Raw genomic sequence first — 17359 nt, forward strand, 5'->3', positions numbered from 1 at the left:
TTTTTAGTCCTGAATTTTTAACGCTTTTCATCAAAGGCGGCAATTAAGCAGCCTTACCATTTACCGAAAGGACTACAACATGAAAATAGGAACATTCACAAAACATAAGGATAACACTTTCCAAGGCGATATATATACTTTGGGTATCGGGAGATTTCCAATTCTCTTAGAGCCGAATGATAGTTCAAATCAAAGTGCACCAACGCATAGGGTATATGTCGAAACCGATGATACTGATAGATATGAAATTGGAGCAGCTTGGGAAAAGACATCCAAGAAGGATAATGTATATGTTCAATTGGTGCTAGATTGTCCTAGTTTTCCAAACCCCACATATATAAATCTATTTGAGGAATCCGTGAACTTTTACACGGCAAATTGGGAAAGACCAAAGCCAAGAACCGAATAATATAATCGAGTTCAAATCTTGAAATAGTTAAGTCTCGTTACATTGGTAACGGGGCTTTTTTTTATTCTTTTTTTAGATAGCAAGCAATCAAAAATGTTGCCCATAAGGGCAATCCTATCGGGATGCCTGTGGATGAATAATGCTAATAAAATTGCTAGTGTTTGGGTAATTCAGTAATTTAGCAAAAGTGCAGCGCAGCAAGATGTGGAAATGTAGCTACAAATTTGCAATTTTTGCTACTTATATTTCCCAATCTTGGCAAGGGGAGTAATCCCCGTTGCATCCCCTAAGATGATAGCCGAAAGGCTTTAAAAAAAAGTAAAGAAATGCCCAAGCCCAAAGCGCAAAAAAAGATAGTTTTCGATTCACATTTGCCCCGTACCCGATGTACAAAATCGGAACGGGCTGCAATTGATGCACGAGCAGCGCAAGCAGGTTTTACCCTTTCGGAATATATGCGCCGAATGGGTACAAAAGGCAAAATCATAGTAAAGGAAAGTAGAGCCGATACAGGTATGGTTCGTCAGCTTTTGGGCATTGGAAACAACTTGAACCAATATGTTAAGCGCACCCATATCGGGGGGCTTACCGTACAAGAACACGATTTACTTTTTGGCACTATCGAAAAATTAGAAACCGTTCTTAATAGATTGCTACATGATACCGAGGGTTAATAGTCAGGGATATAGCTTTAAAGGCGTTACGGACTATCTTATGCACGATAAGAAAGCCGATACGGACGAGCGCGTGGCATGGACTGAAACGGGCAATATGTACACCGATGATATTTTTAAAGCTGCGAAGGTCATGGCATGGACGGACATGAACGCCCAACAGCTTAAAATAGAAAATGGGAGCAGTACCGCAGGACGTAAAACAGAAACGGGGAGCGTTTATCATTATTCGCTATCATGGGCGCATCGGGAAACCCCAAATGAAGAACACCAAAGAGAAATGGCCTTGGCAACCTTGGGGCATTTGGGCTTATCTGAAAATGAATATTACTTAGTAGGTCATAATGATACTGAACATGCCCATGTTCATATTGTTGCCAATTTAACCAATCCTGAAACGGGTAAGCGTACCCATATAGGATTGGATAGAAAAGCCTTGCAAGCTTGGGCTTTGGAATATGAACAAGAACACGGCATACATTGCGAAAATCGAGTATTGAATGCCCAATTAAGGGAACAGGATGGTTCACGTTATTACACCGAAACCCAAAAAGCACGACACGGCATTAAAGTAACACGTGCCTATAATGCTTCCGACGATGGAAAGAGTTTTAAGAATGCTTTGGAACTGGAAGGTTTACAGCTTGCCCGTGGTCGCCGTTTTCTTTTAGCGGTTGATGATAAAGGCAAAATGGTCAATATCGCCAAAGTCATAGATGGTCATACCACTAGAGACATGAAAAATAAATTTGCGGATATAGACCGTGATGCATTGCCAAATGTTGACGACCTTGCAGAACGTATTAAAAAGGAAAATCAACCTTTTGACCGTGATGCAGCAGAAGCCGAACAACAGCAAAAATTAGAAGAAGCTGCCAATATATCAGGAAGGCAAAAAGCGGAAAAAGAGGAAGCACTTGAAGCAAAACGCAAGCGTATCGCTAAGCAGGAAAAGGCGAAAAGCTTCAATGATTATTTTAGCAAACGCATCGATGATGCAAAACAACGCCACGATATCGAAGGAAGTCGTGAACGCTTAAAAGATGCAAAAGAAGAATATGCAAAAGTTCATGGCGTAGGTTCACGATTATTTAAGAGAGAACTTTTTGAAGAAGCCCACGACAATCTACAAAACCGCGAAAAGCAATTGGACGAGCAAATGCGCCGTTTCAAAATTGATATTGAAGCCATCTATAAAGGTCGAGAATGGCAGATAAATAAAGAGCTTGAAAAGCAAGGTTTCGCTGAAATGGAAGCTTTGGAAGGTAAGACTGACCAGAGCAAAGAAACCATCGAAGCAGCGCAGCAAAAAATGGAGGATGAAGGAGATATTATAAAAGAAGCAGAAGCAAGCCCCGAAGCAGCAGCACGTTTAGGAAATAGCGTAACTGGCAAAACCCCAAGACAACGTAAAAAAGTCGGCAGAATTAAACGAATTGCAGAAGATTTTAAAGCTAACGAAAAAGCCTTAGAGCAGAAAGCCGAACAGGAGCGTATTGCTCGAGAATTTGAGATGTTGGAAAAACAAAAATTAGATGAAGAAGCGGCAATATCCGATAAAGAAATTCCTGAATTTAAAAACGAGGAAGAACGCCGTATTTGGATGGAGTTTAACGAAATTGAACAAGAGAATAACGAGGATATAGACCAAGATGCAGGTTTAGATATTTAATTTCTTGAACCTTAATACAGATATTGAATTAAGCCAAAATGAAACTATAAACTTATTCGAGAACTAACTTACATCAAGTCCGTCATTTTTTTCATCAGATTCCAAACCCAATGTTTTACGCCTTTTAATAAGTTGAAAAACTGTGCCATGTGTCCAATCGTTTCCTCTTGCGGATTTAATCCCTAACTCATTGAACCTATCAGCAATTGAACGAACAGTAGTATATCCTTCTTTTCTCACTTTTTGTAAATCTTCACCGATTTGTTCTGCAAAATTATCTGCTCTATTTTTACTTTGAACGCCTATTTTAGGGTTACTTGGTTTTAGTTTTTCTGTTGTGTAAGCTACAGTATTAGAAATAGCTCTTGCCATTTTAATAAACAATTCATCTCTTAGCATTTCATCCCTAAAGTCTGAATCTTCTTTAAGTAATTCGATTATGTCTGAATCCGAATGAATTAACCCATCAATAAAATTTTGGTCATCTAATTTTTCTGCGAGTTTGTTTACGGCATTATAAGAATTTGATAGTCTGCCAGTAATCATTTTAAATCCTTCCGCACCTTGAAGCCTTGTTGCGAACCTTTTGTCAGGCTTTAGTAAACTTTTCCACGATGGTAGCTGTGTAGCTTCCGCTATCCAGTCATTAAACCCAACATATTCCATAATTACAAGCTATTTGTTATTGATTTAGTCAAATTAAATACAAATGTAATATTATTTTATTAGCTTTGTATTTAACTTTAAAGTTAAATACAAATTAAAACACAAGATTATGAAATGGTTAGAACAAGAAGGTAACAGCGAAAAGCAAATTGAACATTACACAGAATTACTAGAACACACACGAGAGCAATACAGCTCACTAGAAGAAGTAAAAGGAAGCCCCGAAGCCGAAGCACAGCGTAATCAGTTATTTGAACAGATTAAGCAAATAGAAATTACCATCGCTGAAATAGAGCATCAGGACATACGAGAAAAAGAACAAGACCAAGGAGAAGGTTTGGACTTGTTCGAGGATTAATCAATTTAATTAAAATCTATCTATTATGAAGACGAAACACACACCCGCAGCAATCAGAAGAAATGGAATTACCGCACGTATCAATTACTGTGTGGCGATTATTTTAATCGGTATTTATGGCTTAATAATAAGTCGTACAATTTGGAAAAACTTGCCTGATTGGTCGGCATTCAACCTTCATAATTTAAGGCATAGGCGAAATAGGATATGGGATGTTTTATTAGAAAACGAAGGAGAACTAACATTTTTTATTTTAGTTGGTGGCATAATACTATGTTTTATATTTTGGTTAATGTTTGCTTCTAAACTTGCCGTTATTAGGCTCAAATTGTTTATGAATGCTAAGTATTTCATACCCGTATTATGCTTACTCTATTTCTTTTTTTTCTATGGATTTCATTTCCATACTTTACCAGATGTTCAAGAAATACCTATCTATATTGCCGCGGCTTTGATAGTTATATTCCATTTCACTAATGTATATCTAGTTAGTGAAAAGAAAATTAAAGCTAGAAAATTTTTTACTGTTAACGCTATCAATGTTTTTGTGCTGTTTAGCATTTTACACTATTTACATCCTTCTAAATACATTTGGTATATATTTTGGATGATAATTATTCCAACCATCATTCTATATTTTAAAAATTTGATATTAGTTGGCAAAGAGTACATTAAAGAAAGTTATATCTACCAGCGTTTGTTTACCAATGCGCGAAAAGGCGTTACCGCAAGATGGGGCAGCTTTTATAGTTTCTTTAGAAATGATATTGGAGCTTGGTTTTTTAAGAATAGAAACCGCATTTGGTTTACGGCAGAGAGTACCATTTTTTACGGCAAAACCTTATGGGAGGATGATTTTCAATTTGGGGGAAGAAATATTGGCGTCAAAAATCAATGGCATCATATATTAATTGCAGGAACACGGGGCGGAAAGTCAGTTAATGTCATCTATACCAATGTGCTGAACTATTCAGGTGGTATAATTGCATTAGACCCCAAAGGGGAAATTACCCAAGTGGTATGGAAAAGAAGAAGCAAACAGCGCCCATTTTACGTTATTGACCCTTTTAATGTGGTCATCGGTAAAAAAGATTCTGGTGTACCATTAAGAAATTCCCATTGGAATCCGTTGGATGAAATTGACGTTAATAATGTTGAAGCAAGAGAACATATAAAGACACTGGCAGAATCCTGTATCGAAAAGGGAGAAAATGAACAAGGGAATACGGCGCACTTTAGGGAAATGGCACAAATAGTATTACGTGGGGTTATCGCCTATGTCTTATCAGACCCTTTTTTAAAGGACGAACAAAGACATTTAGGAACGGTCTTTAATTTTATCAAATACGGCGAAGCAGAACCAACAGAATTTAGCCCTCTAAAAGTAGATGCGTTTATCAAAACCGCATTAACTACAAATAATGCTGTGAACGGCGCAGCAAAAGAAGCCGCAAGTGTTTTGACAACAGCAGGGTCTAGAGAAAAAGGAGCTATACTTACAACTCTAACAAGAGGAATTGATTGGGTAAACTCACCATCAATACAAAAAATAATATGTCATAAAAGCGATTTTAGTTTAGCGGATGCAAAAACTAAAGAAGCGAGTATTTTTCTAGTATTGCCTGAACAACATTTGGAAAAATTTAGCCGTCTTACTGCAAGTTTTTTCACTACTGGACTGAACAAATGCAGTAACCATGTAACACCACAGCCCAAAGGCTCTAAACGCAGAGTTTTGTTTCTTATGGAAGAATTTAGCAAGCTAGGGTATTTTGCGCCAGTAGCTCGAAAAATCACTATTGCAGCGAGTAGTCATATTAAATTTTGGTTTATTCTTCAGAATATGGAACAATTGACGACCAACTACAAAAACGCTTCAGACTTTTTTGGGAGTAGTGATTTACAAATATTCGCTATAGATAAAAAGGATAATACGACTGCAAACTTCATTTCAGAAATTTTAGGCAGCTATACATTAAAGACTAAAGAGGGAGAACGCACATATAAATTAATGGAAGCAGTTGAGGTAGCTACCTTCTTGGACGTAGGAACAAAAAATCAATTAGTTATTCCAAGACAAGGGCATCCATTAAAGCTAAAAAGAGTACCTTTCTACAAGCTATTTAAGAGCAGTCAATACGGAAAAAACACTTATTAATTAAATATATAAATCTATGTAAAAACAAATTGGCTATGGGGTATCTATATTATATTCAAGGAGTCCATTCGGTAAGGGTGGAACTTGACAGACAAGGCAAAACAAATGATGTAGAACGTTACGATATTGCGAAACAAGATTTTGTTTCTGATTGGCGAATGCTAAGGTTTATGGATAAAGAACATTTTAAAGAAGTAAACGCCATTCATTTTTGGGCAAATATTGCGACAAATAATTACGAACAGGTTAAGTTAAGTATCGACCCCTCATTAAATCGTAAAGATTTTCAATATTTCATAACTCAAGGCTTCGCAGTTCGTTTAAGGCACAACTACCGAGACAAACGGGTAACATGCGAACGCTATGACCCATATGGAAAAGGGTTCGTAAAAAAATGGGTTTTGCTTGCTGAAATATTTAACCCTGATTTAAGCACAGAAGTAACTTGTAAAAACTTTTGGGCATTCATAGCTAAAAGTAAATACAACGTTTTTAGTGCGAACTAATTTTGCATTACCTTAAAATTAAAAATCTTTTCTTTTTACGATTTAATACTTATAGTGGTAATTAGTTTTCGCCACACATGAAAACGTGAAGCTACATAACGTAAAGTTATGTGGCTTTTTTATTTAAGGAAATAAGTACCGTCATTCGTTACTTCTAAACGAGACATTATATTTCTAATCGCAGCACGTTTTTTTAGGGAAGCGTTAGGAGATAAAAACTTTTGTATATCTTCCTTGGCATCCGCACCCTTTTCTTGAAATAGTTTTAGAATATGGTTTTCAAGTTCTTTTAAAGGATTCATCTTTTTTCCTTAGTGGTTACTTTCTGAAATAAGGTAAGTATAGCATATCATATAAAACCCTAGACCCCTCTTTCATCCATACATTAATTTCTTTGAAATTTGATGTAATATTTTGGTCTTTTGGCAAAACAACATCGTACAATAACACGCCTGTTTCAGTATTTAGAGTTGAAATCCCCTTAGTTTCTATTTGTTCATTTCCTATATAGAAACGACACTCAAATTTTGGTTCTTCAACATGAATTAAAAGCCCTTTACGTTCTTCTGAATTGGAAGTTTTTTCAGTACGGATATGCCAAGGTAACGGGCGTAATTCGGAATTGTTTGGGCTGTCCTGTTTCATACTTTCTTTTGATTTAATAATACTTTTGTAAAATCAAGACGTTCAGAATTAGGGATTTTGCTATGCTTTACACCAAAAGAGGATAAATCTAATTTATCAAGATTCCTTCCTGATATTGAAATAAAAAAACCGTCTTTTACCTTCATTCTAATCATAAAATAAATGTACGGATTCTTATTTAGGTAATATCTCAAAAAATAGAAGAATTTACTAAGGGGCTTTGCCCCTCACGCCCACAATAAAAATAAGTATAGCCGTGTTGTGGCAAAATGCCCCTGCCCGCACCTAAACGATACAGATTTTCATTGCACTTGTTACCCCCATACTTCGCCAGTAAGTCAGGTTTTAAAGCGAAAAAGCTTAAAAAACACTTCTGAAAGGAAAAGAAAATGGAAGATGAAAACAAATTAGTACAACAACAAAACGATACATTTAGAAAAAACGCATTTAGTGCGGGATTGGAAGGGATAAAAGGAAAAGCGGTTATGACTCAAGGTATTGCTGCAATGTCATATCAAGACCAATTAGAGATTTATAAAAAGGTTCAGGATTTCAATATTTTTAACGAAAACAATGACCCTTATGGGGAGCATGATTTCGGAGCGTTTGAATATAACGGCCAGAAAATATTTTGGAAAATAGACCTTTACGATACGAACTATACTTATGGTTCCGAACAACCACATGACCTAAAACAAACAAGAAGGGTTTTAACTGTAATGTTGGCTAGTGAATATTAAAGCCATTTTTTCATTCAGGATTGATTTAACCAGGCGCGAAAAAGCGCATGGTTAAATCAACCAAAATTCCAAACGCGCGCGAACAGATGAAAGCGATTTTAAGAAAAATAAAATCGTTTCAACAGTTCTTTTTTGCCACCGCACCCTCTTTCGATACGAACAGTATTCACAGGCTAAAAAACATAAATGAATATTATGATTTTGAAATAAAAAAAAGGTCTGTATTAACAGCCCTCTTTTTATTGCTCTTAAATATTTAATGACTACTTCAAAACATTTTCCGTAATGGATATTATCATCACTTTCAAAAATTAAACAAAGAATAAATTTTGCATTTCTGATGTCCAAATATCTCGTTATATTGTTCACTCAACTTTTTCATTTAATTATAATGCTCGACGACTATAAAAAAAGGTTAATACAGATAATTGAAACTTCCTTTAACCTCTTGGAAATGAAAATTGCAAACGGTGGCATCATTTCAAAGAACGAAGCATCCTTTCAACTCGAACTTGGTTATATTCTAAAAGTGGTTGGTCAACTTTACGAGTTTCATCCAAATGAAAAATTCCATATGGAATTGGAGCATCCAATGATGCTTAAAAATATCAGCAAAAAAAGTAAAACCGAAAATTCAAGAATTGATATTTATATGGAGTTTGGAACGGAGTCTGAAAAAGTAAATTCTGCAATAGAATTAAAATTCTTAAAAAAAGAAAACCATAGAGAACCAAATAATAGATATGATATTTTTAAGGATTTAGCAAATTTGGAGGATTACAAAAATAACGAAACAGACCTTTGTTATTTTTATATTTCAACAGACCATTCCCATTACGTAAATCAACAAAATTATTCTGATAAAACTAAAGATTTTGATTTTAGACATGGTAAAAGTTACGTTTCTGGAACAGTTTTAGAATATCGTACAGACAAACCATACGGCGACCCTTTAAAATTAAGAGGTAACTATTCTTTCAACTGGAACAGTAGAGGAGGCTTACATTTTATGAAGGTTCAAGTTTAAACCTATTATAATCGTTCTTATCTCATTCGGACTACGCAAAATTACGTTAAGATCCCTTCGGGGGCTTAACTTAAATCTTTGCTTGTCTCATTTCACTAAGCCCAATGTAAGGTTCAAAGACTTTCCTCAATGACACATAAGAAATATAGAATCCCCCGCAGTAAATATTTTTTATATTTGGAGGATAACCTAACTGTAAAAAATTATTATTAATGTCGAAAAGCATAATACCAATTGAATAAAACAATATTTGAAATAACAAAAATGGATTGTCCATCGGAGGAAAATCTAATCCGAATGAAATTGGATGGAATCTCAAGCATTGCAAATTTGGACTTTGACATTCCCAACCGAAAATTGACTGTTTTTCATAGTGGAGAAATAGACCAAATCGAAAAGTCTGTTATCGACCTCAATTTAGGTGGAAAGAAAATTTCTACCGACCAAACCGACCAAATGAATTTTGAAGAAAATACAAACCAGAAAAAGTTACTTTGGTCAGTACTTGCAATCAATTTTGCTTTTTTCATTATCGAAATGACCACAGGTGTCTTTTCAAAATCTATGGGACTTGTTGCGGATAGCCTAGATATGTTAGCGGATAGCTTCGTCTACGGAATTAGTCTTTTTGCGGTTGGAGGTACTTTAAAAAGAAAAAAACGCATTGCAAAGCTCGCAGGATATTTTCAAATTACTCTAGCAATTATTGGCTTTGTAGAAATTTTAAGAAGATTTTTCGGAAATGAAAGGCTTCCTGATTTTTCAACGATGATTGTTGTTTCAATTTTTGCTCTAATTGCCAACGGAATTTGCTTGTATTTAATGCAAAGGTCAAAAAGCAAAAAAGAGGCGCATATGCAAGCAAGTATGATTTTTACATCAAATGATGTGATTATCAATTTAGGAGTAATAATAGCAGGAATATTAGTAAACTGGTTAAACTCTGGAACACCTGATTTGATTATAGGAACAGTTGTTTTCATTCTTGTAATTCAAGGTGCATTTAGAATACTCAAATTGAGCAAATAAAACGAAAAGTAGCAATTTTCCAAGCCATATCAAGGTTCACAACTATCATAAAAGCCTTTTGAATATTTATTATACTGTTTTACGACACCCTGCCCTATCAGTATGCAATTGATTTCCTTACCGTCTGATAGAAATAAACGAGCAACAATACGCCCGTATTTATCGGTATCAATTGGGATATAGGATATTCTTTTTTCTTTAGATAGCTTTATTAGGGCATTTGTAGCAGCCTGTGCGCCTTTTTGCCCTACTTCTGGAGCATCTACACCCCACAAACGAATAGCGGGTTTTAAACCATATAAATACAAAGTATCGCCATCATGTACATAGCGCACCTTTCCGTATTTCCTCTTTGGCTGCAATGGATAAGGTTGCGGATTGAACCAATGCGTAAGCAAGGCAATAAGAAAAACACCTATTCCAATGATACATAAGGTTTGAAGCATACCTTATTGGCGGTTGTGCTTATGGTCATATCAACCGTTTTCCTGTCCATAACTAAGTTATCCCCATAATTTGTGATTGCTTTAGGGGATGAAAACGGGAAAACTGAATAACGATTCAAATTTTTGGAGAAACACAACGAAATAACGGGCAAGAAAAAAACCGCCGAAGCGGTCTTTAAAAAATCTTTATCTAGGCAATGCAACCTGAACTGAACACTCACAGCATCGCCTAATATAAAGAGCGATGCAAGAAAAAAATGATTTCTTGTAACAGTTTTTTGCGACCTTAATGCAACGGTGCAATTTTCTTCCCTTTTTGGAAAGGAAACACCCAATGAAACACCTTGCGAACATCGGAAACATCCGATTACTAAATGCCCCCTACTCACAAAAACAAAAGCCTGATGCGCCAAAGCGAAAATCCTTGGAGCTGCAATCACCTAATTTTGGTTTTGTGAAACCCGTACAACAGGACTTTGTGCGAAACCCCCGTTTAATGCCTATGACCCGTTGTATGGTGCTTATGCTTTTAGGATGGGCAGGACAAGAACAGCCTTTGGAAACCACTATGGGCATTATTGCCAAGAAGCTAGGGCGCAGCGTTCGCCAAGTACAACGCTATCTAAAGGATGCCATAGAGGAAGGTTATTTATTTTATAGCCGCACCAAAAACCGTTGGGGCTATTATACAGGGATTAAAATACACCTGAATTTCTTTGCACTTAAGCCGACTAAGGCTAAAAAGAGCAAGAAACAGGGTAAGACATATAAGGCTGACACTAATAATAACTATATATATAAAAGGGAAAATACGACTCAAGAACAGGATTTTTTAGATAAACTGAATTTAATGGCGAGTAGAAACGGTATTGTTTTACATCCTGATTGAATACATAGGTTCATTTTTAGCCTAAAATTGACTTTCGCATAAGCGAAAGAACTTTGTTTTGACTAGCTAAAAGAAAAAGAACAAGAATTTTGTGGATGAAGCTTGAAGTATGGATGTATTAATCCTATTCGTTCGGTAAACTGTTTCATAAACGTTTTAAAGAACGATTGGCAACCCCCTAAAAGAATAGGAATACATTATGTATTTATCACTTGGACAAGCAGCCAAATTAACAGGAAAGAGCAAATCAACTATTTCAAAAGCGTTGAAAAACGGCAAAATTTCCTATGTATCTAAAGATTCAAGCGGTTTTAAAATAGACCCCGCCGAATTGTTTCGTGTGTACCCCAAGAACGAACAAGAAAACAATAAAGTCGAACCATTGGCAACCCCAAAGGCGAACACCGAAACACAACACAAAATCAAAGTGTTAGAGGTGCAACTTGAAGCGGCAAATGAAAAAGTAAATACCTTGGAAGCAGATAAAGAAGATTATAAATCCCGATTGGACAAGGAAAGTGAAGAACGGTGGAAACTGTTCACACAGCTTACACACGAACGAAAAGAAACCCCTGTTAAAAAGGGTTTTTTCGGACGGTTATTTGGTAAATAGAATGGAATTATAGTTCCATTTGTAAATTGTCGTTTTGGTCATGGTCATGATATTTAATAGGGCGCATTTCGATACGGTGCATCTCTTTTGTGGCGACCCAAGAAGCATTCAAATCCTCAAAACCATAAAAGGTATCACGAGCATCATACACAGCAAAAGGCAGGGCGGTAAAATGCGCCGTTGCTTGTTCTACCGCTTCGGAAGCTTTTGAACCTTCGGGTTCATTATCGAGCCACAAGACTACATTTTGAACCGTTATATCTTTTCGAAGAAAATCCGCAGCTTGCTTCGCCATTTTGGTTGAATTTAAGACAATACAACGCATTCTGGCATCCGTTTGGTCAGTCATCATTAAGTAGCTTAGATAGTCAAACATTCCTTCAAAAATGTTTACCGTGTTCGCTGCTTCACCGTTTCCTCGAACGTTAGCGAACCCATTGGGAGCGATAACAGTTTTCATGTATTTGTTACGAATTGACCAACCACCCGAAACGTTCTGCATACCAAGCCCGAAAAATTCCTTTTCCGTTTCGGTATCAAAATAACGAACCTCTTTTAAATGTTTTCGTGCGACCTTTTGGGAAATGCCACGTTGTTCAACATAGCCCATTAAAGCGGGGTTCATAATGACCCCTGATTTTCTAACTTCATAACGGGCTTTCTTTTGCTCATATTCACCCGTGGAGTGCGTTCGTTCTATTTGGGGCAGGGAGCTACCGCCAATATGGTCGGATAGCCATGTGAGCGCACCTGATACGCTTGTGTTGCCGTATTCCATTACAAGGTCTATGACCGAACCGCCTTTATCCGTACCAAGGTCTTGCCAAACATTCTTTTGATGATTAACGGAAAAACTAGGGGTGCGTTCCGTTCGCAAAGGGTTCTCAAACCATTGTTCCGAACCGCCCGAATGTTTACCCAAAGCCTTATAACCCATGCTTTTTAGCACCGTTTCTAAAGGTATTTTATTGGCTTGTTCACAGTTCACTTCAACGTTTCCTTATTTTTCTACAAGCTGCCCAACCTTGTTTACTACTTTGTATTCCAGTTTTTCAAATTCTTTGAAATGGGCTTTACCACATTTGATTTTTAATTGTTCATCGCCACTAAGTTTTGATAAATCAACTTCGGGCGTTCCTGTATCTTTAGTTTCGGCAACGAAATAAATTTTATTGTCGTCCTGAAATACCAAAGCCCAATCTGGATTATAATTTCCAATAGGCGTAGGAATCTTAAACCAATTCGGCAATTTGAAATAGAACTTTATTTGGTCGCTTGTTTCACAATCGGCTGCAAATCTACTTTCAACACCTGAATCCAAGGGGATAAATTCCTCATATATGGTTTTAGTCGTATCTGAAACATTAAACGTAAAATCATTCAAATACACTTCTAATTCTTGTGCTTCAAACAACGCCATTTCATATTCAGAACTGCCAATATGTTCATATTTGATTCCGTCTATCATAATGGCATACAACGCCCTTTTGATTGCCTGTGCAGCAAGGTCTAGGAATAATTGAGGGTTTACCAATATATCGCCTATACGTCCTGACTTACTCAAAATTTCCTGAATGGTAGAGCGTGTTAATTCTGTTTTACTTTGGATATAACCCAACACATCGGGAATCTGCCACGTATGCCCTTCATAGCTTTCTAAACGTTCGCCCTTGTACTGACCGCCAACGCCTTCGGTTTCATCCATTGTTACAGCCGTTTTTATGGAGCGCAGGGCAGGGGCTTTGATTTTAGGTAGTTCGCTGATAACTTTAGCAGCCGAAACAATCAAATCACTTGTATTATAATCTACCCGATAGGTCGTTTTTTGTTTCAGCTTTTCCCATATTTCTAAAAATTTTGGGTCAGCTTCAAAGCCCTTCCGGTATTTAATCGGCGTGCGTTCTCTTTTGTTTTTGATACGTCCTTGGAAAGAAACACCGCAATCATCTTCGATTTCTTTTTGTAATGTCTTAGCAAAATCATCATAGGATTCATTAGCAATGACAGTTAAGCGGTTAATGTTTTGGTCATAGGTTCGTTTTCCTTTTTGGTCAACTGCCAAGCGCAAGCCCCTTCCTATTTCCTGACGTTTTTTAATTTCTGATTTTGTTTCGTTTAGCGTACAAATCTGGAATACATTAGGATTATCCCAACCCTCACGAAGTGCAGAATGCGAAAAGATAAATCGTAAGGGATTAGCTATATTCAAAAGCTTTTCCTTGTCCTTCATTATCAAGCTATACGTATCATCATCGGCTTTTGTAACGCCATTGGTATCTTTTATTTTTCCTTTTTTATCTTGGGAGAAATAACCATTGTGTATTTTATCAATTGGGAATTTATCCAATTCTTTAAAGGCTTTTTGCGCCACATATTCCGTATAGATTTCCTCAAACCATTGGGCATATTTGCCGTCTAAAGGATTACCATTGCTATCGTATTGCCTGTAATTCGCAACTCTATCAATGAAAAATAGAGAGAGTACTTTAATACCTTTTTTACTAAGCCTTTTTTCTTTTTTTAGGTGTTCTTCTACAGTTTTTCGTATTTGAAATTTCATAATTTCATCGGAAAGACCGCCTTGGCTATCGCCTTGGTATAAAACTGTACCGTTGGAAAGAGATATACACTCGTTCGATGCATCTATTTCCTCAACAATATAACCATCCGCATATATTTCCCGTTCGTTTGATAGGGCGTATAAATCCTTGCCCACTTCTACTGAAACTTTTTTCTTTTTCACACCGCCATTATCGTTGGCATTGATGAATAGTTTTGCCGTTACCTTAGTTTTGGTTGCAGTAATACTATCAACTGAAACAAAGGCATCATTAAAGGCGTTTTCCTCAACAATGGAATCCACTTCAATTTGTTTTACCAAGCCTAAATCATAAGCTTTTACGGGGTTCAGGCTATAGGTTAAATTATACTGGTTTTTATGTGTGGCGGAATAACGAAGCGTACAAAGCCCTTTTAGATTTTCAATGGCTGCGGTTCTTTTTTCCGTTTCCATATTTTGCGGTTCATCTACGATAACAAAAGGGTTTACCGCTTGAATAAATTGTACAGGCTTGCGCCCGTTCAGTTTATCGTTTGGCTTATTGATGATATTTTCATCCTTAGCAAAGGAATCAATATTGATAACTAAAACTTCAATTGTATTGGTTGTAGCAAAACCCCTTAATGTAGAAGGCTTTCCGCTATCATAAACCTGAAAATTAACAGGCACATTATCATATAGATTTTGAAAATGTTCGTGAGTGATTTCTAAGTTTTTTAAAACCCCTTCACGAATAGCAATTGAAGGAACAACAATGACAAACTTTTTAAAGCCGTAAAGCTTATTAAGTTCATAAATGGTTCGCAGATAAACGTATGTTTTTCCTGTTCCCGTTTCCATTTCTACGGAGAAATTCATCCCATCCAATTCAGACGATTGCTCGATTTCATTGTTTTCTTGTATGTTTTGTAGGTTGGATAGTATTTGACCTTCGGAAAGTATCAATTTATTACCCACCCCAACAATAGAATGTAGTTCGCCTTGTACACTAAAATCATATTCTAGCAGGGATTCATCCGAGGGCTGACCTTCAAATAAGTCCGTTATGGATTTTATCGCATCTTGTTGAAATTGTAGATTAGCTTCAAAATTTATCTTCATAGCTTATATCGTCTTAAATTCAACGCCTGAATCCTTCATTTGTAAAACCGTATTGGTTTTTAATTGGTCATTGTCTTTGAATAATTTATCCAAAGCGATAACTTTATGAGGCTGTTCTTTTAAGACGGCATCCACTATTTTTTTATCTGCTTTTTCAAGCATAAAAATCAGTTCATTATCATTTATAGAATAGTAGTTCCCTTTATGCTCAATCTTACTATTTAGGTCTTTTCCACTTTTCAATAATAATTCATAGACCATATTTTCAATAGTTGCCGATTTAGAAACGGGGTCAACAAATAGTTTCATTTGTTCCTCTAAGGCTTTTGCATCTTTACCCTTTATTTGCTGCCATTGTTTAAAATTACTATCGGAAAGTTTAAGAACTTTGAAACCTTTATCACTTTTATTTTTTGGAAAATCTTTTTGAACCTTTTTCGAAGCTCTTTTAATACGTTCTTTAGCTAAATCAGCAATTGTTGTATAGCCTTCATTAAAGGCTTCGCTATCATCATCACATAACTCTGGAATTTGAACGCATATGAATCTTCGATTACTATTTAATTCAGCGTTTATTTCAAATACAGAATGTGCGGTAGTTCCAGAACCACTAAAAAAATCTAAAACTAAATCGCCATCATTTGAGTTTGGCACAATCTCAATTAGTCTTTTTATTAATTGAGTAGGTTTCGGAAAATCAAATAATTTCTTACCATCAAAAAGTGAACGCAAATCTCTTGAAGCTTTTTTATTTCCATCAAGGTCTGTCCATAAGGGAGAAGGTCTTTTGGTTCTACCCTCTAAATAATACTTAACGTAAGGCCACCATATTTCTTCGTTGTTTCTTTTTGTTTTTTTCCAAAAAATGTAGCCTTCCGAATTGTATTTTTCAAATGTAGATTTTTCAAATCGCCATCGACCTTCATATCCTGCTGGCGCAATCGGAAATACTTTTTTTCCATCAGGGTCGATAACTGGATAATACATATTAGGTCTATCCTCTCGCTTATCCTGACTACCCGTTTTTCTCATTTGGTCATAAGCAAATTTTCCGCGTTCATCTTCATTTTCGAACCTCTTTAAGTCTTTTTCATTTAACCTAAGTCCACTTAAATCGACATCATCTTTAGAATAGGCTAGTACAAAATCAAAGGAACTACCTAAACCACCACTATCTTGCCCTGTAGTTTGTCCTGTGCTTCTAACTATATTTCCTAGAAAATTTTCACTACCAAAAACTTCATCCATAGCAAGTTTCAGGTTATGCGCTTCATTATCATCTATTGAAACAAAAATCACACCATCAGGAGTTAATAGATTTTTTGCTAAAAACAAACGGGGGTACATCATATTCAACCAGTTACTATGATATTGACCATTTTCTTTACGGTTTTTCTTAAACATACCGTCTTTAGTCATGTAACCTTCATCGTCTTTATCGCCTACACGCTTTTCATATTCTTCTTTAGTTTCAGCAAATTTATCAGGATAAATAAATGAGTCGTTTCCAGTATTATAGGGAGGGTCGATATAAATCATTTTCACTTTACCGAAATAACTCTTTTGAAGCACTTTAAGCACTTCCAAATTTTCGCCTTCAATAAAAATGTTCTCGGTTGTATCAAAGTCTACAGATTCTTCTTTTACAGGAGTAAGTGTACTACTAGTCGGGGCTTGTAAAACTTTAAACGCTTCGCTTTTTCCTGCCCAATTCAGTACATAACGTTCATTAGTGAAGTTTATATCTTCCCCAAGAGCAGCTTTTAATTTTTCCCAATCTATTTTTCCTTCTGCAAAAGCTTCGGGTAATACTTCACGCAGCGCATTAAGTTTTTGTTGTTGTGGTGTTAGGCTAGTTCCGTCCAT

The 17359-nt window shown here is 36.2% G+C and carries 19 protein-coding genes; 11 read left to right on the top strand and 8 right to left on the bottom strand.

What is annotated here, in order from left to right; translation table 11 throughout:
* Positions 1-79 precede the first annotated feature (79 nt).
* The 3 genes from ACZ451_RS08430 to ACZ451_RS08440 all read left to right on the top strand — a co-directional run bounded on the left by ACZ451_RS08430 (position 80) and on the right by ACZ451_RS08440 (position 2755).
* Positions 80-409 (top strand): DUF736 domain-containing protein, encoded by a 330-nt coding sequence (locus ACZ451_RS08430; RefSeq protein WP_464216677.1) that lies wholly within the window; start codon positions 80-82, stop codon positions 407-409.
* Positions 410-735: 326 nt separating this feature from the next.
* Positions 736-1083, top strand: coding sequence for a plasmid mobilization protein (locus tag ACZ451_RS08435; protein ID WP_464216678.1), 348 nt, complete (start codon positions 736-738; stop codon positions 1081-1083).
* A gap of 40 nt (positions 1084-1123) precedes the next feature.
* Positions 1124-2755 (top strand): relaxase/mobilization nuclease domain-containing protein, encoded by a 1632-nt coding sequence (locus ACZ451_RS08440; RefSeq protein ID WP_464216680.1) that lies wholly within the window; start codon positions 1124-1126, stop codon positions 2753-2755.
* Between the two features lie 63 nt (positions 2756-2818).
* Here the strand turns inward: ACZ451_RS08440 and ACZ451_RS08445 are convergent, their stop codons facing one another.
* On the bottom strand, positions 2819-3421 hold the full coding sequence (locus ACZ451_RS08445) for a recombinase family protein (protein ID WP_464216681.1): 603 nt from the start codon (positions 3419-3421) through the stop codon (positions 2819-2821).
* Between the two features lie 109 nt (positions 3422-3530).
* Between ACZ451_RS08445 and ACZ451_RS08450 the strand changes: the two genes are divergently transcribed.
* Genes ACZ451_RS08450 through ACZ451_RS08460 form a run of 3 tightly spaced genes read left to right on the top strand, consistent with a single transcriptional unit; the run spans position 3531 to position 6443 of the window.
* Positions 3531-3779 carry a hypothetical protein gene (locus ACZ451_RS08450; protein ID WP_464216682.1) on the top strand — a complete coding sequence of 83 codons (249 nt, stop codon included), beginning with the start codon at positions 3531-3533 and terminating at the stop codon, positions 3777-3779.
* Between the two features lie 25 nt (positions 3780-3804).
* Complete coding sequence (locus ACZ451_RS08455) at positions 3805-5937, top strand: type IV secretory system conjugative DNA transfer family protein (protein ID WP_464216683.1); 2133 nt, start codon at positions 3805-3807, stop codon at positions 5935-5937.
* Positions 5938-5972: 35 nt separating this feature from the next.
* Positions 5973-6443 carry a hypothetical protein gene (locus tag ACZ451_RS08460; protein WP_464216684.1) on the top strand — a complete coding sequence of 157 codons (471 nt, stop codon included), beginning with the start codon at positions 5973-5975 and terminating at the stop codon, positions 6441-6443.
* A 119-nt stretch (positions 6444-6562) separates the two neighbouring features.
* Here ACZ451_RS08460 and ACZ451_RS08465 read toward each other — a convergent pair whose 3' ends face one another.
* The 3 genes from ACZ451_RS08465 to ACZ451_RS08475 are packed head-to-tail and all read right to left on the bottom strand — an operon-like array spanning position 6563 to position 7243.
* A complete protein-coding gene (locus ACZ451_RS08465; RefSeq protein WP_464216685.1) occupies positions 6563-6745 on the bottom strand; it encodes a hypothetical protein in 183 nt (60 codons plus the stop codon).
* Positions 6746-6761: 16 nt separating this feature from the next.
* On the bottom strand, positions 6762-7088 hold the full coding sequence (locus ACZ451_RS08470) for a hypothetical protein (RefSeq protein ID WP_464216686.1): 327 nt from the start codon (positions 7086-7088) through the stop codon (positions 6762-6764).
* The gene (locus tag ACZ451_RS08475; protein WP_464216687.1) at positions 7085-7243 is read right to left on the bottom strand and encodes a hypothetical protein; all 159 of its coding nucleotides are present in this window, start codon (positions 7241-7243) and stop codon (positions 7085-7087) included. Before ACZ451_RS08475 ends, ACZ451_RS08470 begins: the two co-directional genes overlap by 4 nt.
* Before the next feature lie 234 nt (positions 7244-7477).
* On the opposite strand from ACZ451_RS08475, the gene ACZ451_RS08480 reads away from it, so the two are divergent.
* From ACZ451_RS08480 to ACZ451_RS08490, 3 genes are all read left to right on the top strand, one after another.
* Positions 7478-7828, top strand: a complete 351-nt coding sequence (locus tag ACZ451_RS08480) for a DUF3768 domain-containing protein (protein WP_299073053.1) — start codon at positions 7478-7480, stop codon at positions 7826-7828.
* Positions 7829-8282: 454 nt separating this feature from the next.
* Positions 8283-8855 carry a hypothetical protein gene (locus ACZ451_RS08485; protein WP_464216688.1) on the top strand — a complete coding sequence of 191 codons (573 nt, stop codon included), beginning with the start codon at positions 8283-8285 and terminating at the stop codon, positions 8853-8855.
* A 234-nt stretch (positions 8856-9089) separates the two neighbouring features.
* Positions 9090-9884: a cation efflux transmembrane domain-containing protein gene (locus tag ACZ451_RS08490; RefSeq protein ID WP_464216689.1), complete on the top strand. Its 795-nt coding sequence runs from the start codon at positions 9090-9092 to the stop codon at positions 9882-9884.
* A 29-nt stretch (positions 9885-9913) separates the two neighbouring features.
* Here the strand turns inward: ACZ451_RS08490 and ACZ451_RS08495 are convergent, their stop codons facing one another.
* A complete protein-coding gene (locus ACZ451_RS08495) occupies positions 9914-10330 on the bottom strand; it encodes a thermonuclease family protein (RefSeq protein ID WP_464216690.1) in 417 nt (138 codons plus the stop codon).
* Between the two features lie 334 nt (positions 10331-10664).
* On the opposite strand from ACZ451_RS08495, the gene ACZ451_RS08500 reads away from it, so the two are divergent.
* Both ACZ451_RS08500 and ACZ451_RS08505 read left to right on the top strand, forming a co-directional pair.
* Entirely contained in the window at positions 10665-11219 is a 555-nt protein-coding gene (locus tag ACZ451_RS08500; RefSeq protein WP_464216691.1) for a hypothetical protein, read from the top strand.
* Between the two features lie 199 nt (positions 11220-11418).
* Positions 11419-11832: a hypothetical protein gene (locus ACZ451_RS08505; RefSeq protein ID WP_464216692.1), complete on the top strand. Its 414-nt coding sequence runs from the start codon at positions 11419-11421 to the stop codon at positions 11830-11832.
* A 7-nt stretch (positions 11833-11839) separates the two neighbouring features.
* Here the strand turns inward: ACZ451_RS08505 and ACZ451_RS08510 are convergent, their stop codons facing one another.
* The 3 genes from ACZ451_RS08510 to ACZ451_RS08520 form a co-directional block, all read right to left on the bottom strand.
* Positions 11840-12769, bottom strand: a complete 930-nt coding sequence (locus ACZ451_RS08510) for a toprim domain-containing protein (RefSeq protein ID WP_464216693.1) — start codon at positions 12767-12769, stop codon at positions 11840-11842.
* Positions 12770-12832: 63 nt separating this feature from the next.
* Entirely contained in the window at positions 12833-15493 is a 2661-nt protein-coding gene (locus tag ACZ451_RS08515) for a restriction endonuclease (RefSeq protein WP_464216694.1), read from the bottom strand.
* Positions 15494-15496: 3 nt separating this feature from the next.
* Positions 15497-17359: a site-specific DNA-methyltransferase gene (locus ACZ451_RS08520; protein WP_464216695.1), complete on the bottom strand. Its 1863-nt coding sequence runs from the start codon at positions 17357-17359 to the stop codon at positions 15497-15499.

The organism is Allocellulophaga tsushimaensis, assembly GCF_055383085.1.

What these genes read in the sequence shown, in the direction of transcription:
- ACZ451_RS08455 (WP_464216683.1), top strand. Translation starts at nt 3,805, where the DNA reads ATGAAGACGAAACACACACCCGCAGCAATCAGAAGAAATGGAATTACC.
- ACZ451_RS08495 (WP_464216690.1), bottom strand. Translation starts at nt 10,330, where the DNA reads ATGCTTCAAACCTTATGTATCATTGGAATAGGTGTTTTTCTTATTGCC.
- ACZ451_RS08440 (WP_464216680.1), top strand. Translation starts at nt 1,124, where the DNA reads ATGCACGATAAGAAAGCCGATACGGACGAGCGCGTGGCATGGACTGAA.
- ACZ451_RS08450 (WP_464216682.1), top strand. Translation starts at nt 3,531, where the DNA reads ATGAAATGGTTAGAACAAGAAGGTAACAGCGAAAAGCAAATTGAACAT.
- ACZ451_RS08470 (WP_464216686.1), bottom strand. Translation starts at nt 7,088, where the DNA reads ATGAAACAGGACAGCCCAAACAATTCCGAATTACGCCCGTTACCTTGG.
- ACZ451_RS08465 (WP_464216685.1), bottom strand. Translation starts at nt 6,745, where the DNA reads ATGAATCCTTTAAAAGAACTTGAAAACCATATTCTAAAACTATTTCAA.
- ACZ451_RS08485 (WP_464216688.1), top strand. Translation starts at nt 8,283, where the DNA reads ATGAAAATTGCAAACGGTGGCATCATTTCAAAGAACGAAGCATCCTTT.
- ACZ451_RS08505 (WP_464216692.1), top strand. Translation starts at nt 11,419, where the DNA reads ATGTATTTATCACTTGGACAAGCAGCCAAATTAACAGGAAAGAGCAAA.
- ACZ451_RS08475 (WP_464216687.1), bottom strand. Translation starts at nt 7,243, where the DNA reads ATGATTAGAATGAAGGTAAAAGACGGTTTTTTTATTTCAATATCAGGA.
- ACZ451_RS08500 (WP_464216691.1), top strand. Translation starts at nt 10,665, where the DNA reads ATGAAACACCTTGCGAACATCGGAAACATCCGATTACTAAATGCCCCC.
- ACZ451_RS08460 (WP_464216684.1), top strand. Translation starts at nt 5,973, where the DNA reads ATGGGGTATCTATATTATATTCAAGGAGTCCATTCGGTAAGGGTGGAA.
- ACZ451_RS08510 (WP_464216693.1), bottom strand. Translation starts at nt 12,769, where the DNA reads ATGGGTTATAAGGCTTTGGGTAAACATTCGGGCGGTTCGGAACAATGG.
- ACZ451_RS08430 (WP_464216677.1), top strand. Translation starts at nt 80, where the DNA reads ATGAAAATAGGAACATTCACAAAACATAAGGATAACACTTTCCAAGGC.
- ACZ451_RS08445 (WP_464216681.1), bottom strand. Translation starts at nt 3,421, where the DNA reads ATGGAATATGTTGGGTTTAATGACTGGATAGCGGAAGCTACACAGCTA.
- ACZ451_RS08520 (WP_464216695.1), bottom strand. Translation starts at nt 17,359, where the DNA reads ATGGACGGAACTAGCCTAACACCACAACAACAAAAACTTAATGCGCTG.
- ACZ451_RS08480 (WP_299073053.1), top strand. Translation starts at nt 7,478, where the DNA reads ATGGAAGATGAAAACAAATTAGTACAACAACAAAACGATACATTTAGA.
- ACZ451_RS08435 (WP_464216678.1), top strand. Translation starts at nt 736, where the DNA reads ATGCCCAAGCCCAAAGCGCAAAAAAAGATAGTTTTCGATTCACATTTG.
- ACZ451_RS08515 (WP_464216694.1), bottom strand. Translation starts at nt 15,493, where the DNA reads ATGAAGATAAATTTTGAAGCTAATCTACAATTTCAACAAGATGCGATA.